The 22,099-nt window shown below is 57.8% G+C and carries 16 protein-coding genes and 1 pseudogene; 11 read left to right on the plus strand and 6 right to left on the minus strand.

Going from position 1 to position 22,099, the window contains the following annotated elements; translation table 11 throughout:
• Positions 1-157: 157 nt before the first annotated feature.
• Positions 158-2,875 carry an AAA domain-containing protein gene (locus FFH21_RS06935; RefSeq protein WP_041924471.1) on the plus strand — a complete coding sequence of 906 codons (2,718 nt, stop codon included), beginning with the start codon at positions 158-160 and terminating at the stop codon, positions 2,873-2,875.
• 140 nt (positions 2,876-3,015) lie between these two features.
• Here the strand turns inward: FFH21_RS06935 and FFH21_RS06945 are convergent, their stop codons facing one another.
• Positions 3,016-4,275 carry an IS256-like element ISPsy17 family transposase gene (locus FFH21_RS06945; RefSeq protein ID WP_004667385.1) on the minus strand — a complete coding sequence of 420 codons (1,260 nt, stop codon included), beginning with the start codon at positions 4,273-4,275 and terminating at the stop codon, positions 3,016-3,018.
• A gap of 180 nt (positions 4,276-4,455) precedes the next feature.
• Here FFH21_RS06945 and FFH21_RS06950 point away from each other — a divergent pair, with 180 nt between their 5' ends.
• From FFH21_RS06950 to tadA, 3 genes are all read left to right on the plus strand, one after another.
• Positions 4,456-6,432 (plus strand): lipopolysaccharide assembly protein LapB, encoded by a 1,977-nt coding sequence (locus tag FFH21_RS06950; RefSeq protein ID WP_011168005.1) that lies wholly within the window; start codon positions 4,456-4,458, stop codon positions 6,430-6,432.
• Between the two features lie 178 nt (positions 6,433-6,610).
• Positions 6,611-7,984: a multicopper oxidase family protein gene (locus FFH21_RS06955; protein WP_004666060.1), complete on the plus strand. Its 1,374-nt coding sequence runs from the start codon at positions 6,611-6,613 to the stop codon at positions 7,982-7,984.
• A complete protein-coding gene (gene tadA, locus FFH21_RS06960; RefSeq protein ID WP_004656314.1) occupies positions 7,984-8,493 on the plus strand; it encodes a tRNA adenosine(34) deaminase TadA in 510 nt (169 codons plus the stop codon). The genes FFH21_RS06955 and tadA overlap by 1 nt, the downstream gene beginning before the upstream one ends.
• On the opposite strand, the gene mltF is transcribed toward tadA, so the two are convergent.
• On the minus strand, positions 8,490-9,980 hold the full coding sequence (mltF, locus tag FFH21_RS06965) for a membrane-bound lytic murein transglycosylase MltF (protein ID WP_019741176.1): 1,491 nt from the start codon (positions 9,978-9,980) through the stop codon (positions 8,490-8,492). The genes tadA and mltF overlap by 4 nt on opposite strands.
• 213 nt (positions 9,981-10,193) lie before the next feature.
• On the opposite strand from mltF, the gene purL reads away from it, so the two are divergent.
• Together purL and FFH21_RS06975 are read left to right on the plus strand one after the other, a co-directional pair.
• Complete coding sequence (gene purL, locus FFH21_RS06970) at positions 10,194-14,090, plus strand: phosphoribosylformylglycinamidine synthase (protein WP_041924472.1); 3,897 nt, start codon at positions 10,194-10,196, stop codon at positions 14,088-14,090.
• Positions 14,091-14,095: 5 nt separating this feature from the next.
• A complete protein-coding gene (locus tag FFH21_RS06975; RefSeq protein ID WP_004656323.1) occupies positions 14,096-14,407 on the plus strand; it encodes a YqfO family protein in 312 nt (103 codons plus the stop codon).
• Positions 14,408-14,555: 148 nt separating this feature from the next.
• Here the strand turns inward: FFH21_RS06975 and FFH21_RS06980 are convergent.
• Together FFH21_RS06980 and FFH21_RS06985 are read right to left on the minus strand one after the other, a co-directional pair.
• Positions 14,556-14,978: pseudogene (locus FFH21_RS06980) on the minus strand (murein L,D-transpeptidase family protein); the annotation flags it as partial.
• Between the two features lie 204 nt (positions 14,979-15,182).
• Positions 15,183-15,734 (minus strand): NUDIX hydrolase, encoded by a 552-nt coding sequence (locus FFH21_RS06985; protein WP_011168009.1) that lies wholly within the window; start codon positions 15,732-15,734, stop codon positions 15,183-15,185.
• A 150-nt stretch (positions 15,735-15,884) separates the two neighbouring features.
• Between FFH21_RS06985 and FFH21_RS06995 the strand changes: the two genes are divergently transcribed.
• The 5 genes from FFH21_RS06995 to purT all read left to right on the plus strand — a co-directional run bounded on the left by FFH21_RS06995 (position 15,885) and on the right by purT (position 19,333).
• On the plus strand, positions 15,885-16,481 hold the full coding sequence (locus tag FFH21_RS06995) for a CoA pyrophosphatase (RefSeq protein WP_005732461.1): 597 nt from the start codon (positions 15,885-15,887) through the stop codon (positions 16,479-16,481).
• 91 nt (positions 16,482-16,572) lie between these two features.
• Entirely contained in the window at positions 16,573-17,097 is a 525-nt protein-coding gene (locus FFH21_RS07000) for a gamma carbonic anhydrase family protein (RefSeq protein ID WP_004656329.1), read from the plus strand.
• Positions 17,097-17,315 (plus strand): DUF1289 domain-containing protein, encoded by a 219-nt coding sequence (locus FFH21_RS07005; RefSeq protein WP_004656331.1) that lies wholly within the window; start codon positions 17,097-17,099, stop codon positions 17,313-17,315. Before FFH21_RS07000 ends, FFH21_RS07005 begins: the two co-directional genes overlap by 1 nt.
• Positions 17,316-17,580: 265 nt before the next feature.
• A complete protein-coding gene (locus FFH21_RS07010) occupies positions 17,581-18,048 on the plus strand; it encodes a preQ0 transporter (RefSeq protein WP_004666056.1) in 468 nt (155 codons plus the stop codon).
• Positions 18,049-18,151: 103 nt separating this feature from the next.
• Entirely contained in the window at positions 18,152-19,333 is a 1,182-nt protein-coding gene (purT, locus tag FFH21_RS07015; protein ID WP_002552516.1) for a formate-dependent phosphoribosylglycinamide formyltransferase, read from the plus strand.
• A 56-nt stretch (positions 19,334-19,389) separates the two neighbouring features.
• Here the strand turns inward: purT and FFH21_RS07020 are convergent, their stop codons facing one another.
• Both FFH21_RS07020 and FFH21_RS07025 read right to left on the minus strand, forming a co-directional pair.
• Positions 19,390-20,700, minus strand: a complete 1,311-nt coding sequence (locus tag FFH21_RS07020) for an MFS transporter (RefSeq protein ID WP_054073055.1) — start codon at positions 20,698-20,700, stop codon at positions 19,390-19,392.
• Between the two features lie 149 nt (positions 20,701-20,849).
• Entirely contained in the window at positions 20,850-22,097 is a 1,248-nt protein-coding gene (locus tag FFH21_RS07025; protein WP_005743378.1) for a CNNM domain-containing protein, read from the minus strand.
• Between the last annotated feature and the right edge of the window lie 2 nt (positions 22,098-22,099).

Here is a 22,099-nt window from a genome sequence, read left to right on the forward strand (position 1 = left end):
TCATGTGGCGTGACCTATCGACGGCCCCTCGCCACACGTCGCGCTGGCATTGGTCCGTTTAGCAATGCCAGAATGTCACTGGCTACCCGAATCAATAAATTCGGGTTCTTACGGCACGGATGCGTACAGGCGGTCATCACGCCTGTTTAAGGGATTTATGGTTTCCATCTATGTGTGTGGCGAGGACAAAACCCGGCAGATCAGTGGCTGGGATATAAAGCCAGATGGCAAGGGCGATTTCACCCTGACGTGCCACTACCCCTCTCAAAAAACTTATTCCCGCCCGCTGAGTGAGTGCAGGGTCGTGCCTACCCTGGAATTGAAGGACATGCTTCTTCTGAGAAAAGGAAGCTCGGAATTCAATCCCGTCGATAGGGTGGAGATATACGGTGATAAACACGCCCTCGTTCAATATCCCGGAAAACCGAAAAAATACATTTTTAACATGGACAGTGTTGAGTTCTTTTCCCCGACCTCAATCACTGATGAGCCCGCATTCACTTATTTTCGTTCGGTGGCCGAAGCTCGGGTCAGCGCTGCCGCTGCCGGTGATAAAAAGGGCATGGTCGAAAATATTGACCGCCAAATGGGGGGCCTTTCGTTGTCTCCGGCCACGGCGCTGCATGCTTACTGCAAAGGGCAGCATGGAAAGCTGGAGTCGTCGGGTAATTTCATCTTTCCTTTCGGCCTCAACGAAAGTCAGCTCAGGGCGGTGGAGCAAGCGTTCCTTTCACAGGTAAGCGTGATTGAAGGTCCTCCCGGTACGGGCAAGACGCAGACTATTCTGAACATCATTGCCAACATCCTTTTGCAGGGAAAAACAGTGGCGGTGGTGTCCAACAACAATTCCGCGGTCGAGAATGTTTATGAAAAGCTAGGCAAGTGCGGCCTGGATTATCTGGTCGCGAGGCTGGGCAAGAACGACAATCAGAAAGAGTTTTTTGCCAACCCTCCTTCTCGACCTTCCACAGATCCTTCACCAGCGCCTGCCATTGAGCATATCCAGGCTGTGCTGCAACAGCTCAAAGGCTACCTGGGCGCTCGTAACGCAGTGGCGCAGTTGCAGATCGAGATTAGCGAACTGGAGATAGAGCGTCGCTACCTTACTGAGTGGCAGCGGGATAACGGTGTGGCCGGTCCTTCTCTGGACAGATATAAACTGTCGCCACAAAAGACGACGGACTTGATGGCTTACCTCGAGCAGCTTGCGAGCGAGCGCATCAGAATCAAGGACCGTATCGAGCTCTTGTTCAATTTCAGAATTTTGCGCACCCGACCCTTCGATAATTGGGACAAGCGCATGTCTGCCTTCTACAGCCTGCAGCTCCATTATTACGACAAGGTCTTGCAAGATAAAAAGACGGAGTTGGCTGCCCATGAAGAAGCGTTGCGACTCGGTAACTTCAAGGCGCTGCTGGAGGAGTTGACCACTTCTTCCATGCTTCACCTGAAACACCATCTGCATCGTCATATCTCTGATGACGATACCTTCGACACCACTTACAGAAAGCGGCTTGATGCGTTCCTGAAGCGCTACCCGGTCATTGGCAGCAGTACGCATTCAATCGTCAACTCCCTTGGCGGCAAGGCTGTTCTCGATTACGTGATTATCGACGAGGCCTCGCAACAGGACATCGTCCCAGGTGTACTGGCACTCAGTTGTGCGAAAAATCTGATCATCGTGGGGGACAGGAAGCAACTTGCACACATCCCGGAAAAACTCGGGCTGGAAGCGCCCGCGCCCTGGTATGACTGTGAGAAGTACAGCCTTTTGGACTCATGCGTCAGTGTGTTCGGCAACTCGATACCGATGACGTTGCTCAAAGAGCACTATCGGTGTCATCCCCGGATTATTCAGTTCTGCAATCAGCAGTTTTACGATAATCAGCTAGTACCGATGACAATGGACAATGGCGAAAAACCGTTGACGCTGCTCGTGACTGCCAAGGGAAACCACACGCGCAACAATTCCAATCTCAGAGAGCTCGACTCTTTATTGGCAGTGCTTGAGGCCGACGGGGAAAGCCTCTGGGAGGGAGAAGATGGCAGAGGGTTCATTGCTCCCTTCAAGAATCAGGCGATGCTTTCAGGTTCCTGCCTGCCAGCTGATTTCGTCAAAGCCACTGTGCATAAATTTCAGGGCAGGGAGTGCGACGAAATCGTCTTTTCTACTGTGCTGGACAAGTACAAAAGCCCGGAACGCCTGAATTTCGTCGACGATGCACGTATGGTCAACGTCGCGGTTTCCAGAGCCAAAAGCAGGTTCACGCTGGTCACGGGTGATAATGTTTTCAAAACCAGTAATGGCCATATCGCTGCGCTGATCCGCTACATGGAATATTACGCGGATGACGGGCAGGTCCATCGAGCGCCTGTTATCTCGGCATTCGATCTGCTCTATAAAGAGTACGAGCGATCACTTGAGCGTCTCAATAAAAGGCTCAATCCGAATGACTCGTTATTCAAGTCCGAGCAGATTGTGGCGCAGATACTTCGTGAGGCACTGGCTCAGGAACCCCGCCGAGGGATCATGTTCCACCGTGAGATCCGGCTGATGCAACTGGCAGCGGTGGCCCGCGCAAGCTTCACGGAGAGAGAGCTGGAGTTTATGAGAAACGCTGCGCGATGCGATTTCGTGCTCTATTTCAAGGTGGGTAAGACCCCCTTGGGCGTGATTGAAGTCGACGGTGGTTACCATGACGATCCGTTACAGATTGAACGAGACGCTGTGAAAAACAGCATTCTGAATAAATGCGGTATCCCTTTGCTTCGTTTGCGGACCATCGAGAGCCGTATAGAAGAAAAGGTTGCGGCGTTCCTGGATCAATGGACGCCACCTGCGCGGGATGAAAGTCGTAGAGTTTCGCCGGGTTGAAGGTGGCTCTAACGTTCAGCATGAGGGCCCGTTCATCAAATTGAGCGGTATCGAGACAAGCTATTGTTAAACCAGATTCGGGAGTATCAGTTTTTTTGTGTTCGGGCTGGTTAGGGCCTGCCGTCAGGCAGGCCCTTGTTTTACCAGCTCGGTCTGGTAAATCGGTCTCCGTACAGGATCGCAAATTGATTCATTGCCACTTTCCAGTCGTGTGCCGCATGACCCCAGTTGGCGGTGATGTTGCGCAACCCAAGCCATATCAGTTTCGTCGCAGCCTCATCGGTCGGGAAGTGCCCTCGAGTCTTGATGATCTTGCGTAACTGGGCATTGATGCTCTCGATGGCATTGGTCGTGTAAACCACTTTGCGAATGCCCGCCGGAAAAACAAAAAACGGTATAACCCGATCCCAGGCGCGACGCCATGCAGCAACTACAGTCGGATACTGCTTGCCCCAGGGGCCCGCTTCAAAGGCGTTAAGCTCTTGCTCAGCCACATCGGCATTGATCGCCTGGTAGATCGGCTTGAGTGCTTTGGCCAGTGCCCGACGTTTATCCCAAGCGGCATAGTCCAAGCTGTTGCGGATCAGATGCACGATGCAGGTTTGCAGCGTCGTGGCAGGAAAAACCGCCCCCAACGCCTCCGGTATTCCTTTGAGGCCATCCGTGACGGCGATCAGAACATCTTCAACGCCACGAGTCTTGAGGTCGTTGAACACCTTCATCCAAAACTTGGCACCCTCGGTGCTCTCGATCCATATACCCAGAATGTCGCGCGTGCCATCAGGTAATACCCCCAGCGCCAGATAAATAGCCTTGTTGCACACTAACCCCTCGTCCCGGATTTTGACCCGTAACGCATCGAAGAAGATCACCGGATACATCGGTTCCAAGGGTCGTTGCTGCCAAGCGCCCACCTCTTCCATGACCGCATCGGTGACTGAGCTGATGAAGTCATGGGACACGTCAGTTCCATACTGCTCAGATAGAAAAGCGCGGATCTCACGCACCGTCATGCCCCGGGCGTACATGGCAATTATCTTGTCGTCGAAGCCTGTAAAACGGCGTTCGTGCTTGGGAATCAGGATCGGGGCGAAGCTACCATCGCGGTCTCTGGGGATATCCAGGCGAAGCGGCCCGTCGTCGGTCAGAACCGTCTTGCTGCTTTTGCCATTGCGCTGATTGGTCGACTCCTTAGGGCGCTCCGCGCCCTGAGGATAACCAAGGTGGTGACCCAGCTCGGCGCCTAGCGCACGCTCGATCAGAGCCTTCTTGAACGCCATGGACGCGTCTTGAATGGCTTCGGCGCTCATCGGGCCTTTAACAAACTGCTCGATCAGCTCTTGGGGAATCGAGGGCAACTCCCTCGCTGTTGCATTGGCGGACTTCTTTTTGGTCGGCATACATGCACCTCTAGCTACATGTTATGCCCGAACACAAAATTTCTGACAGTCTCCCAGATTCCGGTGGCTCCAAGCCAAACCAGGCTTGATCGCCTCTTCCAGTGCAGCGTTGAATTCACTGGCAAGCCTCGCCCTGGATCTGCCAGTACCCATTAACCCCAAACCGCGGCGACTCCACTCATGTTCAAACGCATTCTGTCCGCTCTCAGCGGCAAGAAATCTCAAGCTTCAACAGATAACGCGCCTGCTGATACGGCGTCGCCAGAAGCCCACGACGGCGAGTTGATCACTGCCTACGACAGTTACGGACGCGAGATAAAGATTACTCGGGCCGAGTGGCGCGAGAAGGTGTTCCTGCCCAATCTGAAGCAGCACTGGGGTGATGCTGACGAGCTCTACAACCTCATTGTTTCGGGCCTGAACGATGGATTTGCGACTGACCTCATGCCAGCAGCCGAACGACTGGTCGAGATCGACGCTAATCCCGAGCGCAGTCATGTGGTGAACGGCATCGTGCTGATGCACAACGCTCAGCTTGATGCTGCTGAAGCCACTCTGCGGGCCGGGATGGCTAAAGTCGGTGTGTCGGGAATCATTCTGACCAATCTGGCCAAGGTGTTTGCCGAGCGTGGCGATCAATCAGTTGCAGAGGCAACGCTATGGCAGGCGGTTGAAGCCGACCCGAATCAAGAGAATGGTGTGATGTGGTGGCTGAGCATCCAGCAGGAGCGGGGCGGCGAGGCGGCCTATCTCGCTGCTCTTCACACAGTAGCGGCGTTGCCGGGCAGTTGGCGTGCGCAACTGTGGATGGCGCGGCATTACCTGCAACAGCAGAACGTCGAGCAGGCGCGCGTGCTGTATGAAGAAGTGTCGGCAGGTGGCCAGTTCGACCGAAGCGCGCTGCAGATGATCTCGGGGGATCTGGGCAACAATGGCCACATCCCGCTGATCGTCGAGCTTGTCGGGCCTGCTTACGATGAGCACAAACATGATTCGACGGCAGGTCTCAACTTGCTGCGTGCCTATCAGGAGCTGGGCAGGGTGGATGAAGGCGAGGCCTTGCTTACGCGCTTGTATGCCCTCGGCTTTGCGCCAATCAAAAGTCACCTTGACCAGTTTGCGCACGCTTTCGAGGATGTGCGCAGGCAGGAAGACAAAGGCATTCCGATTGATCCTGCCAGCGTGGCGATCAATACCGTGGCGCTTACCAAGCCGGTCTGGCACTACGGTTTGCGCAATGCTGACTGGCTCTTCGCGCAAAAACCGGAAGGTGCGCCAGAAATTGGTTTCTTCGCCTTGTCCAAAATCATGGAGAAAGCAGAACCTGCCGAATCGCAGCGCGAGGATGATATCGGGCGCTATACGCGTGCCATTCCTCTTTACATGGCTGAGTCGGTTCACTACTGGAATGACTATGCAGCCAATTGTTATGTCCAGGTCGCGGAGGGTGCGGGGCCGGTTGTATCGGGGGTTGAGGTCGACGGCAACACATTGTTCGATATCGTCCCGCCAGCGACGAAGTATTTCGTCACGGGCGAGGTGGGTTGTTCGGGTGAGGGCGATCAGGCCCAGTGGCGGATTTCACTGAGCCTATGGAATTGCACGACCCGCACCCGGCAAACCGTTGAAAACGGCAGTGCAGGCAAGGCGGAACTTGGCGCGCTGGTACTTGATCTTCAACAGCGCTTGCTGGCCGGCATCGGACTCAAGCGTGAGCAGCCACTGGATGTGTTTTACCGGCAGCCTGACGCTGAGGTCTTGCCGGTGTATCTGACCCAGTTGGGCCAATCATTCATGCTGACGTTGCTTGCGAACGACCATTTACCCAAGTCGTCGATGTGGGGTGAGCGCGCCATGCTCGAATGGCCACTGAATATGGCGCTCCAGTGGCCTGAGATAGAAACCGCAAAACTGATGTACCTCTCCGGGTTGGGGAAGGCTTTCGATTACAAGTCGGAAACAGTGGCCGAGCACAAGCAACGAAGCCTGCAAGTGCTGAGCGAACTGGAGCGGGCGAACAGCCCGGCATCGCGCCTCGCACCGCTGATATGGAAAGGGTTTGGTATGCAGGCAGAGTTGCAGGATTACCGCGCCAATGTATCGCTTGATGCAGAGCCTGCGTATATCGAATGGCTGGAGCGGGTTAGTCAGTCGTAGCGGGGTTAATTGATGCAAAAAGCCGGAGCGGGCGTCACTGCCTTGCCCGGCTTTTTTACGCCTCAACTTCAGTTCGTGGTATCCACCCTTATCTTTACGCAAATGCAGGTGTATCGTATTCGCCCCTCGCATTTGCTCGCAGATGCGCTCAGTCGTCGTTTTCGAGGTCCCGCCGTTCATGTCCTTTACCCGTCGTCAGATCCTCACAGGCATCGCCGGTCTTGCTGTAGTCGGCCTTGGCGCGGGTGGTGCTTCGCGTTACTGGATGGGGCGTCGCGAGTCGCAAGCGGGTTCGGACTTCGTGCTGATCGCTGCGCCGCTGGATATAGAACTGATCTCTGGCCACAAGACACCTGCCTGGGCGTTTGGCGGTTCTGCGCCGGGCACCGAATTGCGGGTGCGGCAGGGCGAGTGGTTGCGCTTGCGCTTCATCAACCAGCTGCCGGTCGAGACGACCATTCACTGGCATGGCATCCGCTTGCCGCTGGAGATGGACGGCGTGCCATACGTTTCTCAGTTGCCAGTGAAGCCGGGCGAATATTTCGATTACAAGTTCCGTGTGCCGGATGCCGGTAGCTATTGGTATCACCCGCACGTCAGCAGCAGCGAAGAGCTGGGCCGTGGGCTGGTCGGGCCGCTGATCGTTGAAGAGCGCGAGCCCACCGGTTTCGCCCATGAGCGCACGGTCAGCCTGAAAAGCTGGCATGTGGATGAAGTTGGCGCGTTTACCGAGTTCAGCGTGCTGCGTGAGGCGGCGCGTGAAGGTACGGCGGGTCGGCTTTCGACATTGAATGGTGTTCCGCAGGCGGTCATTGAATTGCCTGCTGGGCAGATTACCCGCGTGCGCTTGCTCAACCTCGATAATACCGTCACCTATCGCCTCAACCTGCCGGACGCCGAGGCGCAGATTTATGCGCTGGATGGCAACCCGGTCACGCCGCGGCCGTTTGGCGACGAGTACTGGCTGGGGCCGGGCATGCGCATCTGTCTGGCAATCAAGGCACCGCCTGCGGGTGAGGAAATTTCATTGCGTAACGGCCCGGTGCGTCTGGGGACATTTCGGTCAGTCGCCAATAACGAAGCGCCCGGCCAATGGCCAGCTGAGCTGCCGGCCAATCCGGTGGCCGAGCCGGATATGGATAACGCCGAGAAGATCAATTTCAACTTCGAATGGGTGGGCTCAATGTCGGTCAACACCGACAACGGCAAGCCGCCCAGCTTGTGGCAGATCAACGGCGAAGCGTGGGACATTACCGACAAGACTTGCGCCGACCGGCCTATCGCCAAATTGAAGTTGGGCAAGAGCTACATCTTTGAATTGAAGAACATGACTCAGTATCAACACCCGATTCACTTGCACGGCATGAGTTTCAAGGTGATCGCGTCCAATCGGCGCAAGATCATCCCGTACTTTACCGACACGTTCTTGCTGGGCCGCAACGAGCGGGCGCGGATTGCGCTGGTGGCGGATAACCCCGGTGTGTGGATGTTCCACTGCCATGTGATCGATCATATGGAAACCGGCCTCATGGCCGCCATCGAGGTGTCGTGATGCGTCAGCCGCAAATCATCGACCGCAGCAAGGATCAGGACTTCATGCGCGAGGCACTGGCGCTCGCCGCGCAAGGCGCATTGCTGGGCGAAGTGCCCGTCGGTGCAGTCGTGGTGCAGAACGGCGAGATCATTGGTCGTGGTTACAATTGCCCGATCAGCGCAAGCGACCCCAGTGCGCATGCCGAAATGGTCGCTATTCGTGATGCCGCCAGGGCGCTGGACAATTATCGGCTGCCGGGCAGTACGCTTTACGTGACGCTGGAACCATGCAGCATGTGCGCCGGGTTGATCGTGCATTCGCGGGTGGCGCGCGTGGTTTACGGCGCGCTTGAGCCCAAGGCAGGCATCGTTCAAAGCCAGGGGCAATTCTTCAGTCAGGGCTTTCTCAATCACCGCGTGCTGTTTGAAGGCGGGGTATTGAGCGAGGAATGCGGGGCAATGCTGAGCGAGTTTTTCAGAATGCGCCGGGCTGCCAAGGATGCAGATAAAAACCAGGGCGGCGTCTAGAGCGCAGGCTTGTCGGGGCTACTGCCTGAAGCAGGTGCAGGCGGCGCAGGTGGTTGGGTCTTGTCGACACCGGGAACATGCAGGTTGCCATCGGCGACCTGGCTGCCCTCGAGCTGAGGCTGCGTGACCCAGGTCAGAATGTCGTAATAACGACGAATGTTGGCAACGAAATGCACAGGCTCGCCGCCTCGGGCGTAGCCGTAACGCGTTTTGCTGTACCACTTCTTCTGCGCCAGACGCGGCAGCATTTTTTTCACGTCCAGCCATTTATCAGGATTCAGCCCCTCGTTCTGGGCCAATTTGCGCGCATCTTCGAGGTGACCGCTGCCAATGTTGTAGGACGCGAGAGCTAGCCAAGTGCGATCTGGCTCTTTAATCGAGTCGTCCAGCTGATCCTTTACGTAGGCAAAATACTTTGCGCCGCCCTGAATGCTTTGTCGCGCGTCGAGCCTGTTGGTCACGCCCATCGCCTGAGCGGTGTTCTGAGTCAGCATCATCAGGCCGCGCACACCGGTTTTCGAGGTAACGGCCGGTTGCCACATTGATTCCTGATAGCCGATGGCGGCCAGCAATCTCCAGTCGACCTGTTCTTTCTTGGCCGATGTCTGAAAGTGTTTCTCGTATTTGGGCAGGCGTTCCTGCAAATGCTGGGCAAAGGTATAGGCGCCAACGTAGCCAAGTACATCGACGTGGCCGTAGTAACGGTCTTTCAGACGTTGCAGCGTGCCGTTCTTCTCGACCTTGTCGAGGTACGCGTTGATTTCGTTGAGCAGGCTGTTGTCTTCGCCCGGTGCAACCACCCAGCGTTGTTCGCGGGCTTCGCCCAGGTCGAAGGCTACACGCACGTTGGGAAAGTACACCTGGTTCATCGCCAGCTCGTTGGAGTCGACCAGCGTCAGGTCAATCTGGCCTTCATCGACCATACGCAGGAGATCGACGACCTCGACCGCATCCGACTCTTCATATTCAAGGCCGGGATTCTGCGCCTTGAGTGCCGCAAGCTGCTCGGCATGCGCGCTACCTTTCAGGACCACGATACGTTTACCCACCAGGTCGCCCGGGTCGGTGGGACGTGACTGGCCGTTGCGGTAGACAACCTGAGGGGTCACTTCCAGATAAGAGTGCGAGAAACGCGCCTGTTGCTTGCGCTTTGGCGTCTCGATCAGGCCCGCAGCACCCAGGACCGGACCGCCCGGTTTGTTCATCTGGTCGAACAGATCGTCCAGATTGTCGGCCGTTTCGATCTTCAGTTCGACGCCCAGATCATCGGCGAAACGCTTGACCAGCTCGTATTCGAAGCCTGTTTCGCCGTTGCGATCCTGAAAATAAGTCGCCGGGCTGTTACGGGTGATCATCCGCAGCACGCCGTCCTCCTTGACTCGCTCCAGTGTGGTGGGTTTCTCCACACAGGCGCCGAGCATCAGGAAGAGTCCGGTTGCGATGAGCCACTTGGCGCAACGTGGGCGGAAATCTGGTCTGAAGAACATCGGTGCAGTATACGCAAAGCGCACCGGGCGCCATATCTCGACAGTGAAGCCTGCGTCTGATAGGCGAGGGGGTTTTACAGGCATTTTCAGACTTTTTTTGCGTGGAGCGACATTCGGGCGCACCCGATGCCGCCGTTTTGGGTGATCAAAGGCCCGCTTTAGGCTAGAATGTGCGGCCTCAAAGCACACCCCCTTCTCGAGGCTGTCCCGAAGATGTTGATCCTGCGCGGTGCTCCTGCCCTTTCTGCCTTCCGCCACAGCAAATTACTAGAACAACTGAAACAAAAAGTTTCAGCTGTCAGTGGCTTGTACGCCGAATTCGCCCACTTCGCGGACGTCAACGACGTTCTTACCAGCGAAGAACAGCAGGTTCTCGACCGTCTCCTGAAATACGGCCCCAGCGTGCCGGTTCAAGAGCCGAGCGGCCGTCTGTTTCTGGTGTTGCCGCGTTTTGGCACCATTTCACCTTGGTCGAGCAAGGCCAGCGACATCGCCCGCAATTGCGGCCTGACGAAAATCCAGCGCATCGAGCGCGGGATTGCCTTCTATGTAGAAGGTCAGTTCAGTGAGGCCCAGGCTCAGGCAATCGCCGACAGCCTGCACGACCGCATGACGCAACTGGTGTTGGGCGATCACGAGCAGGCCGCTAGCCTGTTCAGCCACGCCCAGCCCAAACCGCTGACCGCGGTGGACATTCTGGGTGGCGGTCGCGCGGCGCTGGAAAAAGCCAACGTCGAACTGGGCCTGGCCCTCGCTGAAGATGAAATCGATTACCTGATCACCAGCTTCAACGGTCTCGGGCGCAACCCGCACGACATCGAGCTGATGATGTTTGCCCAGGCAAACTCCGAGCACTGCCGTCACAAGATTTTCAACGCCAGTTGGGATATCGACGGCCAGAGCCAGGAAAAAAGCCTGTTCGGCATGATCAAGAACACCTATCAGATGCACAGCGAAGGCGTGCTGTCCGCCTACAAGGACAACGCTTCGGTGATCGTCGGCAACGTTGCCGGCCGCTTCTTCCCGGACCCCGAAACCCGCCAGTACGGCGCGGTGCAGGAGCCGGTGCATATCCTGATGAAGGTCGAAACTCACAACCACCCGACTGCCATTGCGCCGTTTCCTGGCGCAGCGACCGGTTCCGGCGGCGAGATTCGCGACGAAGGTGCAACCGGTCGCGGTGCCAAGCCCAAGGCAGGTCTGACCGGTTTCACCGTATCCAACCTGCAGATTCCCGGTTTCGTGCAACCTTGGGAAGTGCCATACGGCAAGCCCGAGCGCATCGTCACCGCGCTGGACATCATGATCGAAGGCCCGCTGGGTGGCGCGGCGTTCAACAACGAGTTCGGCCGTCCGGCGCTGACCGGCTACTTCCGTACCTTTGAGCAGTCCATTACCACGCCGCACGGCGATGAGGTTCGTGGTTATCACAAGCCGATCATGCTGGCTGGCGGTATGGGCAACATCCGCGAAGATCACGTCCAAAAGGGCGAGATCACTGTGGGTTCCAAACTGATCGTGCTGGGTGGCCCGGCAATGCTGATCGGCCTGGGCGGCGGCGCGGCGTCCTCGATGGCGACCGGTACAAGTTCTGCCGACCTGGATTTCGCTTCGGTTCAGCGTGAAAACCCTGAGATGGAGCGTCGCTGTCAGGAAGTGATCGACCGCTGCTGGCAGCTGGGCGACCGTAACCCGATCAGCTTCATCCATGACGTCGGTGCCGGTGGTCTGTCCAACGCCTTCCCCGAACTGGTCAACGATGGCGATCGTGGTGGGCGTTTCGAACTGCGTAACGTGCCCAACGACGAGCCGGGCATGGCCCCGCTGGAAATCTGGAGCAACGAATCCCAGGAGCGTTACGTGCTGGCCGTCGGCGTCGAAGATTTCGACCGTTTCAAGGCCATCTGCGAGCGCGAGCGCTGCCCGTTTGCGGTTGTCGGCGAGGCCACTGCCGAGCCGCAATTGACCGTGACTGACAGCCATTTCGGCAACAGCCCGGTGGACATGCCGCTGGAAGTGTTGCTGGGCAAGGTGCCGCGCATGCACCGTTCGGTCGAGCGCGAAGCCGAGATCGGCGATGACTTCGACCCGAGCACGCTGGATATCGAAGAAAGCGTGCAACGTGTACTGCGTCACCCGGCAGTTGCCAGCAAAAGCTTCCTGATCACCATTGGTGACCGCAGCATTACCGGTCTGGTCGCTCGCGATCAGATGGTCGGCCCGTGGCAGGTGCCTGTGGCTGACTGCGCCGTGACCGCGACCAGCTTCGACGTCAACACGGGCGAAGCCATGGCGATGGGCGAGCGCACGCCGCTGGCTCTTCTGGATGCTCCGGCTTCGGGCCGCATGGCGATCGGCGAAACGCTGACCAACATTGCGGCCTCATGTATTGAAAAGCTGTCTGACATCAAACTGTCGGCCAACTGGATGTCGGCTGCCGGTCATCCCGGAGAAGACGCGCGTCTTTATGACACCGTGAAAGCGGTGGGCATGGAGCTGTGTCCGGAGCTGGGTATTACCATTCCGGTGGGCAAGGACTCGATGTCCATGAAAACCCGCTGGAGCGATGAAGGCACTGAGAAGAGCGTGACTTCGCCGCTGTCGTTGATCGTGACCGGCTTTGCGCCAGTGGTCGACATTCGTCAGACCCTGACGCCTGAATTGCGCATGGACAAAGGCATCACTGACCTGATCCTGATCGATCTGGGCCGTGGCCAGAACCGCATGGGCGCTTCTATTCTCGCCCAGACCCACGGCAAACTGGGTCGTGTGGCACCAGACGTCGATGACGCTGAAGACCTCAAAGCCTTCTTCGCCGTGATTCAGGGCCTCAATTCAGACGGTCATATCCTCTCCTATCACGACCGTTCCGACGGTGGTCTGCTGGTCAGTACGCTGGAAATGGCCTTTGCCGGTCACTGCGGCCTGAACCTGCACCTCGACGGTGTGGCCGACAACGTTTCCGAGCTAAGCGCGATCCTCTTCAACGAAGAGCTGGGCGCGGTCATCCAGGTGCGTCAGGACGCGACTCCGCTGGTGCTGGCGCAATTCAGCGCTGCCGGTCTGGAAGATTGCGTTGCGGTGATCGGTCAGCCGATCAACAACGATGAAGTATCGATCAGCTTCCATGGCGAGCCGGTATTCAGTGGCCAGCGTCGTCTGCTTCAACGTCAGTGGGCCGAGACCAGCTATCAGATCCAGCGCCTGCGTGACAACGCCGAATGCGCTGATCAGGAATTCGATGCGCTGCTGGAAGAAGACAATCCGGGCCTGACCGTCAAACTGGGCTTCGACGTTAACGAAGACATCGCTGCGCCGTACATCAAGACGGGCGTCCGCCCTCAGGTTGCCGTGCTGCGCGAGCAGGGTGTCAACGGTCAGGTCGAGATGGCGGCAGCCTTTGATCGCGCAGGCTTCAATGCGATTGACGTGCACATGAGCGACATCCTTGCCGGTCGTGTCGACTTGAACGACTTCAAGGGCATGGTTGCCTGTGGCGGCTTCTCCTATGGCGACGTGCTGGGTGCCGGTGAAGGCTGGGCCAAGTCGGCACTGTTCAATAGCCGCGCCCGCGATGCGTTCCAGGGCTTCTTCGAGCGTGCCGACAGCTTCACGCTGGGTGTGTGTAACGGTTGCCAGATGCTGTCCAACCTGCACGAGCTGATTCCGGGCAGCGAGTTCTGGCCCCATTTCGTGCGTAACCGCTCCGAGCAGTTCGAAGCGCGCGTGGCAATGGTTCAGGTTCAGGAGTCGGCGTCGATCTTCCTGCAAGGCATGGCCGGTTCGCGCATGCCAATCGCCATCGCCCACGGTGAAGGTCACGCAGAGTTCCGCAATGACGACGCGCTGCTTGAGGCGGACGTGTCCGGTACTGTGGCACTGCGCTTCGTCGATAACCACGGCAAGGTCACTGAAACCTACCCGGCCAACCCGAACGGCTCGCCGCGCGGTATCGGCGGCATGACCACCCTGGACGGTCGCGTGACGATCATGATGCCGCACCCGGAACGCGTGTTCCGCGCGGTGCAGAACTCGTGGCGTCCCGAGGACTGGAACGAGGACGCTGCCTGGATGCGCATGTTCCGCAACGCACGGGCCTGGGTTAACTAAGGCGCATGTACAAGCTCGCCTTCTTTGTTCCTCCGAGTCATGTGGACGAGGTCAAGAGCGCTGTGTTCGCTGCTGGTGCAGGGCGAATCGGCGCTTACGATCACTGTTCATGGCAAGTGCTCGGCCAGGGCCAGTTCCGCCCGCTGAATGGCAGTCAGCCATTTGTCGGGCAGAGCGGAGTGGTCGAATCGGTGGAGGAATGGAAGGTCGAGCTGGTCGTGGCTGATGATCTGATTCAGCAAGCAGTGTTGGCGCTTAAGCAGAGCCATCCCTACGAAACGCCTGCTTACGAAGTATGGCGGCTGGAAGAGTTCTGAGGGGCTGTACTGGCCTCTTCGCGAGCAAGCTAGGCGCGTCGCCCGGACGCTCCCACGATGTAAACGATTGACAGCTATCGTGCGACGCTCTGCGTCGGCATGCCGTTCTGGACGCTCTGCGTCTGATCCTGACTGCTCGCTGCAATGATCAAGGCCGAATCTCGATCATCGTCCCGTCTTTCACCAGATCCCATATCTCCCGCATGTCGTTGTTCTTCAGCGCGATGCATCCGTTGGTCCAGTCCAGCGTGTGGAAGTACCATTCCGGGTACTCTTCATCCACCGGCGTGCCGTGAATCATGATCATGCTGCCCGGTTTCACGCCTTCGCGACGTGCCCGTGCCGAGTCCGAAATGTTCGGGTAGGAAATGTGCATCGACAGGTTGTAGTTATTGCTGGGCTTGCGCCAGTCGAGCCAGTAGAAACCTTCTGGCGTGCGTTGGTCGCCTTCCTGCAATTTGGTGCCCTTGGGGTTCTTGCCCAGAGAAATTCGATAGGTCTTCAGCGCCTCGCCACCGCTGATCAGTTGCAACTGGCGAACCGATTTGAGCACCAGCACCTTGTCGATCGGCTTGCTGGCAATACTCTCGGTATTGATGACTTTATTGTTGATGATTTTCTGTTCGCTGCCCTTGGGCACGATGGTCTGGGTAAACGCAGCCTGCGAAAGCGGTACGAATGACATGCAAAAGAAGGCGAACAACCAGCGCATTACGATTTCCCTGAAGGTGCTTCTTTCTATAAAAAGCGCCGATATTGTGTGCGACCCTGACTTTCAGGTGTCCAGCAACGGACGTGACGGGGGAAGGGCGCTGGTATGAACCGGGTAGACCTGCCGACGCCGATCCGCGAAGAAGTATTCTAGGGTACGTCCGACTGTCATGAAAGCCAGGTCCGACCACGGAATGTCGGCTTCGTCGAATAACTGCACTTCAAGACTCTCGATTCCTGCCGCAAACGCCTCAGTCGCCATTTCTGCCCGATAGAACACATGCACCTGATTGATATGCGGAACGTCGATCAACGTGTACAGATGCAGCTCGGTCAGAGTGGCGCAGGCTTCCTCGATGGTTTCGCGCCGCGCGGCCTGTTCGATGGTTTCGCCGTTTTCCATAAAACCTGCCGGCAGTGTCCAGAAGCCCAGGCGCGGTTCTATGGCCCTGCGGCACAGCAGGACCTTGTCGCCCAGCGTCACCAGACAGCCCGCCCCGATGTTCGGATTCTGGTAATGAATGGTGTGACAATGCTCGCAGACATACCGCAATCGGCTGTCGCCTTCGGGAATACGCTGGATAACGGGGTTGCCGCACTGGCTGCAAAATTTCATGGGGTCATTCGATAGTGAACGCAGTCGCTATCTTGGCCTGTCGTGCTGCGGCTCGGCAACCCTCTGTGTGACAGGAGTTGCCTTGCGAGGGGTTGGGCGCAACCTCGCTTTGGTGCATGATGCCAGACAGGCAACAGATCGAGATTTCCCATGCTGGATGAGCTACTTCGCCGTGTAGTCAGTCATACGCCCGAAACCCTCGACTCGGATCGACGATTCCCCGAGGCGGCTGTTCTGGTGCCTGTCACCCGCAGTGAGCAACCCGAGCTGATTTTGACCTTGCGTGCCAGTGGTCTGTCGACACATGGTGGCGAAGTGGCTTTTCCGGGGGGACGACGCGATCCAGGCGACCCGGACCTGATTTTTACTGCCCTGCGCGAGGCCGAGGAAGAAATCGGACTGCCTCCCGGGCTGGTCGAAGTAGTCGGCCCGTTAAGCCCGCTCATCTCCAAACATGGCATCAAAGTCACGCCGTATGTCGGTGTCATACCTGATTTTGTCGAATACCAGCCCAATGACGGCGAGATCGCGGCGGTGTTCAGCGTACCGCTGGAGTTCTTCCGTCAGGACACCCGTGAACATACGCACCGCATCGATTACGAAGGCCGCAGTTGGTACGTGCCCAGTTACCGCTACGGCGGGTACAAGATCTGGGGGCTTACCGCGATCATGATCGTCGAGCTGGTCAATGTGCTGTACGACACCAAAATCAGTCTGCATCATCCGCCCGAACGCTCGACCACCTGAACCTGAGTGGCTTGCTGCAGAAGTGCTGTCGACAGGAAGTGCTGTTCATAACAATCCGTACCCATGAGTACGACCCGCCTGAGGAAGCTGCATGAAATATCGCCTGGGGGAATCCCGTGTCCAGACCGACCCGCAGAGCTGGGTTGCTCCCAATGCAGTGCTGATCGGTAATGTCAGGCTGGAAGCTGGAGCAAGTGTATGGTTCAACGTGGTGTTGCGTGGCGACAACGAGCTGATCCATATCGGCGAAAACAGTAACGTGCAGGATGGCACAGTAATGCACACCGACATGGGCTCGCCCCTGAGCATCGGCAAGAGTGTGACCATTGGGCATAACGCGATGTTGCATGGCTGCAGCGTTGACGATTACAGCCTGATCGGCATCAACGCGGTCATCCTCAACGGGGCGAAAATTGGTAAATACTGCATTATCGGCGCCAATTCGCTGATCGGAGAAAACAAGGTCATTCCCGACGGGTCGCTGGTCATGGGGTCACCGGGTAAAGTGGTGCGCGAACTCACCGACGTGCAGAAGAAAATGCTGGAAGCCAGCGCCGCCCATTACGTACACAATGCCCAGCGTTACGCCCGTGACCTGGTTGTGCAGGAAGAGTGATGAGCACCGATACCCCGATTGAAAAGCCGGTCCGTTCTCCCTGTGTGAGCATTTGTGCGCTCGATGAGCAGGATATATGCACCGGTTGCCAGCGAACCGTGAACGAGATCACCCGGTGGAGCCGGATGAGCAACGACGAGCGCCGTGTCGTGCTGGGGCTGTGCGACGAGCGCGCCAGGGCCAGCGGGCTGATGTGGACGGTGGGCGGGGCACGCTGACGTTCCCATGGCCTTACAGGAGCGAACTTGCTCGTAAAGAGGCCGGTGCAGTAGAAGAATTTGCTGCGTTTGGAATATAGCCTTCGCGAACAAGTTCGCTCCCACAGGTTATCCGTGGGCGTTGTGGGAGCGAACTTGTTCGCGAAGAGGCCGGTGCAGTCGATGCATTATCTTCGTCAGAAATAGCGCTTTCGCCTATGCCTGGGCACGGTCCTTGCCCGCGTTTGCTATCATTGCCGCTCGCTTGCACAGGCCCAAACCCTCCATGCTTTTCCTGATCGCTTACATCGGCAGTGTCGTGCTGATCAACTTCGCCTTCTCCAGTGCGCCGCATCTGGACATCATCTGGTCTGCCTGGGGCGGGCTGGTGTTTGTGTTGCGCGATATGGTGCAAATTCGCTTTGGTCATGGCGCGATCATCGCCATGCTGGTGGCGCTGGTGCTTTCGTATGTCACCAGCGACCCGACCATTGCCCTGGCCAGTGCCACTGCGTTCGCGGTCTCCGAGTGCATTGACTGGCTGGTGTTCAGCATCACCAGACGCCCATTGCGTGACCGGTTATGGATCAGCTCGGCACTCAGCATCCCGCTGGATACCTTTATCTTCTTCGGCATGATCGACGCGCTGACTGCACCGGTCGTGCTCACTGCGCTGGCATCGAAGTTCGCCGGCGTGACCCTGGTCTGGATGATCATGGCCTGGCGAGCGCGCAACAACGCTTGTCCGGGCTGAGCGCCCATTTACCGGGGCTTCGTGGTAAATTGCGCGCCTTTCTCCACAGCGGTTGCTTGCATAAGGCAGGCAGCCCTCGATATCTGCTTCACGAGGACCTGAGATGACTCAAATCGGAACTCCACTGTCGCCCACCGCGACTCGCGTACTGTTCTGCGGCAGCGGCGAACTGGGCAAGGAAGTCGTGATCGAGCTGCAGCGCCTTGGCGTTGAAGTGATCGCTGTTGACCGTTATGAGAACGCGCCCGCGATGCAGGTTGCTCATCGCAGCCATGTGATCAACATGCTCGACGGTGCTGCGTTGCGTGCAGTCATCGAGGCCGAGAAGCCGGATTTCATCGTTCCGGAAATCGAAGCCATCGCCACCGCAACCCTGGTTGAGCTTGAGGCTGAAGGCTTTACCGTGATTCCGACCGCGCGCGCCGCGCAACTGACCATGAACCGCGAAGGCATTCGTCGTCTGGCGGCCGAAGAGCTGAAACTGCCCACCTCGCCTTACCACTTTGCCGACACCTTCGAGGCGTACAGCAAGGCTGTCGAAGACCTCGGTTTCCCTTGCGTGGTCAAGCCGGTCATGAGTTCGTCGGGCAAAGGGCAGAGCCTGCTCAAGAGCGCTGATGACGTGCAGAAAGCCTGGGATTACGCGCAGGAAGGCGGTCGCGCTGGAAAGGGCCGCGTCATTGTCGAAGGTTTCATCGACTTCGATTACGAAATCACCCTGCTGACCGTGCGTCACATCGGTGGCACCACGTTCTGCGCGCCGGTTGGCCATCGCCAGGAGAAGGGCGACTATCAGGAATCCTGGCAGCCGCAGGCCATGAGCCCGGTAGCGTTGGCGGAGTCCGAGCGTGTTGCAAGGGCAGTGACCGAGGCATTGGGTGGTCGTGGCATGTTTGGCGTCGAGCTGTTCATCAAGGGCGATCAAGTGTGGTTCAGCGAAGTCTCGCCACGCCCGCACGACACCGGTCTGGTCACTCTGATTTCTCAGGACCTGTCGCAATTTGCCCTGCACGCTCGCGCAATTCTCGGCCTGCCGATTCCGTTGATCCGCCAGTTCGGGCCATCTGCTTCCGCAGTGATTCTGGTCGAAGGCCAGTCCACTCAGACCGCTTTCGCCAACCTCGGTGCAGCGCTGGCCGAGCCTGACACCGCGTTGCGTCTGTTCGGCAAACCGGAAGTCAACGGTCAACGCCGCATGGGCGTCGCCCTGGCTCGCGACGAGTCCATCGAAGCCGCGCGGGCCAAAGCGACCCGAGCGTCGCAAGCGGTAGACGTAAAGTTGTAAGGGCGCAGCTGCAAGCTACAAGCAGGAGTGTGGTGCTCTTGCTTGCAGCTTGAGGCTTATAGATCCCTATCCCAAGTTTCCTTCAGGCTCAACACCGCCAGCACGCTGATCAGCGCAGCTGCAGATACATACCCGCCCACCCAGCTCAAGCCGCCCATCGCCACCAGTTTCTGGGCGAAGAAGGGGGCAACCGACGCGCCGACGATTCCGCCCAGGTTGTACGCCGCCGATGCGCCTGTGTAGCGAACCTGTGTCGGGAACAGCTCTGGCAGCAGCGCGCCCATTGGGGCAAACGTAATGCCCATCAGAAACAGCTCGATGCACAGAAACAACGCCACAGCCCAAGTGCTGCCGTGGGTTAACAGTGGTTCCATGGTGAAACCTGACAGAATCGCCAGCACACCGCCAACAATCAGTACCGGCTTGCGCCCGAAGCGGTCGCTTGCCAGTGCAGCCAATGGCGTGGCAGCCGCCATGAACAGCACCGCAAAGCACAACAGCCCCAGAAACGTTTCACGGGTATAGCCCAGCGTTGCCACGCCGTAACTCAATGAAAACACCGTCGAGATATAAAACAGCGCATAACAGACGACCATCGACGCTGCACCAAGCAGCATTGGCCTCCAGTGCTGGCTGAAGGTTTCCACGATCGGCAGGCTGACGCGTTGGTGACGGGCCATGGCCTTGGTGAAGACCGGAGTTTCTTCCAGCTTCAGGCGCACATACAGCCCGACCATGACCAGCACGGCGCTGAGCAGAAACGGGATTCGCCAGCCCCACGCGCGAAACTGCTCGTCGCTCAGGGTCATGGCCAGTGCCAGAAACAGGCCATTGGCGGCCAGAAAACCGATTGAAGGTCCCAACTGTGGAAACATGCCGAACCAGGCTCGTTTGCCTTTCGGGGCGTTCTCGGTCGCCAGTAGCGCAGCGCCACCCCATTCCCCACCCAGGCCAAGCCCCTGACCGAAGCGCAGTACACACAGCAGAATCGGTGCCCACGCGCCGATAGTCGCGTAACCGGGCAATACGCCGATCAGCGTGGTGCAGATACCCATCAGCAGCAGCGACGCCACCAGGGTCGATTTACGCCCGATCCGGTCGCCAAAATGACCGAACAGCGCCGACCCGAGCGGGCGTGCGAGAAAGGCGATACCGAAGGTCAGAAATGACGACAGCATCTGTGCCGTACCTGAGGTCTGCCGGAAAAACACCGGACCTATCACCAGCGCGGCGGCAGTGGCGTAAACGTAAAAGTCGTAGAACTCGATAGCCGTGCCGATAAAGCTGGCTGTCGCGACGCGGGTTGCCGAATTCACCGGTTTTACGGACTCGGTGTTATTTTCGCGAGAGAGCGGGGTGCTGGTCATGCGGATTCCCTGGCTGTCGACTCGCCGGGCGGCAAGGACCGTGCTCCGGCTAGCATTCATTATTGTGATTGTGGGTAAAGCGTCGAGCAGAGTAACCCGAATGGGTCGAGAGACAAGGGTGTCGCCGGGATCTATTTGAAGGCAGAAATCTATTTGAAGGTGCGAACGAGGGTGTTCTGCCACATGGCCACGCGCTTGACGCGATTGTCTTCGGTCTCGAGGATTTCCAGCCGGTAAGGCCCTATTTTCAGGCAGACCGGAGCCTCTGGAATGGTTTCCAATGCTTCTGTAACCAACCCGTTAACGGTTTTCGGACCATCCGAAGGCAGGTGCCAGCCAAGGCTTTTATTGAGTTCGCGAATGGATGCAGCACCTTCTACCTCAAGGCGTCCGTCTTCCTGTTGCTTGACGTGGGGATTGTCCAGCCGCTGCTCGCTTTCGAATTCGCCGACGATTTCTTCAAGAATGTCTTCAAGGGTGACGATACCCAGCACTTCCCCGTACTCATCAACCACCACGCCGAGGCGGCGCTGCTGTTTGTGGAAATTCAGCAACTGCAACTGCAACGGAGTGCTTTCCGGAACGAAATAAGGCTCGTAGCAGACTGCCAGCAACTGCTCTTTGGTCAGTGTGCCTTTGGGCAGCAGGTGGCTGATGTCGCGTGTATTGATGACGCCTTGAACCTGATTTATGTCGTTGTGATAGACCGGCAAGCGCGTGTGACGTGAAATGATCAGGCGCTCGATGATCAGCTCCATCGGATCATCAAGGTTGACGCCATCCACCTCGTTGCGCGGTATCAGGATGTCATTGACCGTTATGCTGTCCAGTGCCCGTATGCCCGACAGCACACTGGCACGCGGATAATGCTCGTGAACAATGTCGTGGCGGTTGGTTTTCTGCACATCGTCTTCAAAGTTCTGCTCCTGTTGCTGCACGTGGCGTGACAAAAACGGGCGCAGCAGCGTCTTGGCGAGCACGTTGAACACGTAGGCCAGCGGCCAGACGATCTTCATTGGAATGCGCAGTACGCCATTGCCCAGTAGCAGTGTCGAGACAGGATGACGGTTCGCCAGGCGGCGCGGTATGTATTCGGCGAACACCAGCATGACGCTAACGGTACCCAGCCATGCCACGGTCGGGCCGTTGTAGAGCCAGTAATTGGCAGCAATCAGTGTTGCGATTACGGTGATCAGCACTCTTATCAGCGTATTGCCCAGGATCAGGCTGTTCAGGTTGAACGCCAGCTCGGGAAGCGGCGCGGCCTTGTCCGAACGGCTGGCGGCGCGCATTGCCTTGAGTTGGTGGTGCGCGGCTTCGACTGACGTCAGCAGACCAGCCCAGAGCATAAGGAGGGCGAGGACGCCAAGCAGTGGGCCAAGGGGCAGATTATCCATGA

Source organism: Pseudomonas sp. KBS0707 (assembly GCF_005937945.2).
GTDB lineage: Bacteria > Pseudomonadota > Gammaproteobacteria > Pseudomonadales > Pseudomonadaceae > Aquipseudomonas > Aquipseudomonas amygdali.

Bases quoted from the DNA above. Each gene is read 5' to 3' on its own strand.
- FFH21_RS07000 (WP_004656329.1), top strand. From the start codon at position 16,573: ATGAAATATCGCCTGGGGGAATCCCGTGTCCAGACCGACCCGCAGAGC.
- purL (WP_041924472.1), top strand. From the start codon at position 10,194: ATGTTGATCCTGCGCGGTGCTCCTGCCCTTTCTGCCTTCCGCCACAGC.
- FFH21_RS07005 (WP_004656331.1), top strand. From the start codon at position 17,097: ATGAGCACCGATACCCCGATTGAAAAGCCGGTCCGTTCTCCCTGTGTG.
- mltF (WP_019741176.1), bottom strand. From the start codon at position 9,980: ATGTTCTTCAGACCAGATTTCCGCCCACGTTGCGCCAAGTGGCTCATC.
- FFH21_RS06945 (WP_004667385.1), bottom strand. From the start codon at position 4,275: ATGCCGACCAAAAAGAAGTCCGCCAATGCAACAGCGAGGGAGTTGCCC.
- FFH21_RS07020 (WP_054073055.1), bottom strand. From the start codon at position 20,700: ATGACCAGCACCCCGCTCTCTCGCGAAAATAACACCGAGTCCGTAAAA.
- purT (WP_002552516.1), top strand. From the start codon at position 18,152: ATGACTCAAATCGGAACTCCACTGTCGCCCACCGCGACTCGCGTACTG.
- FFH21_RS06995 (WP_005732461.1), top strand. From the start codon at position 15,885: ATGCTGGATGAGCTACTTCGCCGTGTAGTCAGTCATACGCCCGAAACC.
- FFH21_RS06975 (WP_004656323.1), top strand. From the start codon at position 14,096: ATGTACAAGCTCGCCTTCTTTGTTCCTCCGAGTCATGTGGACGAGGTC.
- FFH21_RS06935 (WP_041924471.1), top strand. From the start codon at position 158: ATGGTTTCCATCTATGTGTGTGGCGAGGACAAAACCCGGCAGATCAGT.
- FFH21_RS06950 (WP_011168005.1), top strand. From the start codon at position 4,456: ATGTTCAAACGCATTCTGTCCGCTCTCAGCGGCAAGAAATCTCAAGCT.
- tadA (WP_004656314.1), top strand. From the start codon at position 7,984: ATGCGTCAGCCGCAAATCATCGACCGCAGCAAGGATCAGGACTTCATG.
- FFH21_RS06955 (WP_004666060.1), top strand. From the start codon at position 6,611: ATGTCCTTTACCCGTCGTCAGATCCTCACAGGCATCGCCGGTCTTGCT.
- FFH21_RS06985 (WP_011168009.1), bottom strand. From the start codon at position 15,734: ATGAAATTTTGCAGCCAGTGCGGCAACCCCGTTATCCAGCGTATTCCC.
- FFH21_RS07010 (WP_004666056.1), top strand. From the start codon at position 17,581: ATGCTTTTCCTGATCGCTTACATCGGCAGTGTCGTGCTGATCAACTTC.
- FFH21_RS07025 (WP_005743378.1), bottom strand. From the start codon at position 22,097: ATGGATAATCTGCCCCTTGGCCCACTGCTTGGCGTCCTCGCCCTCCTT.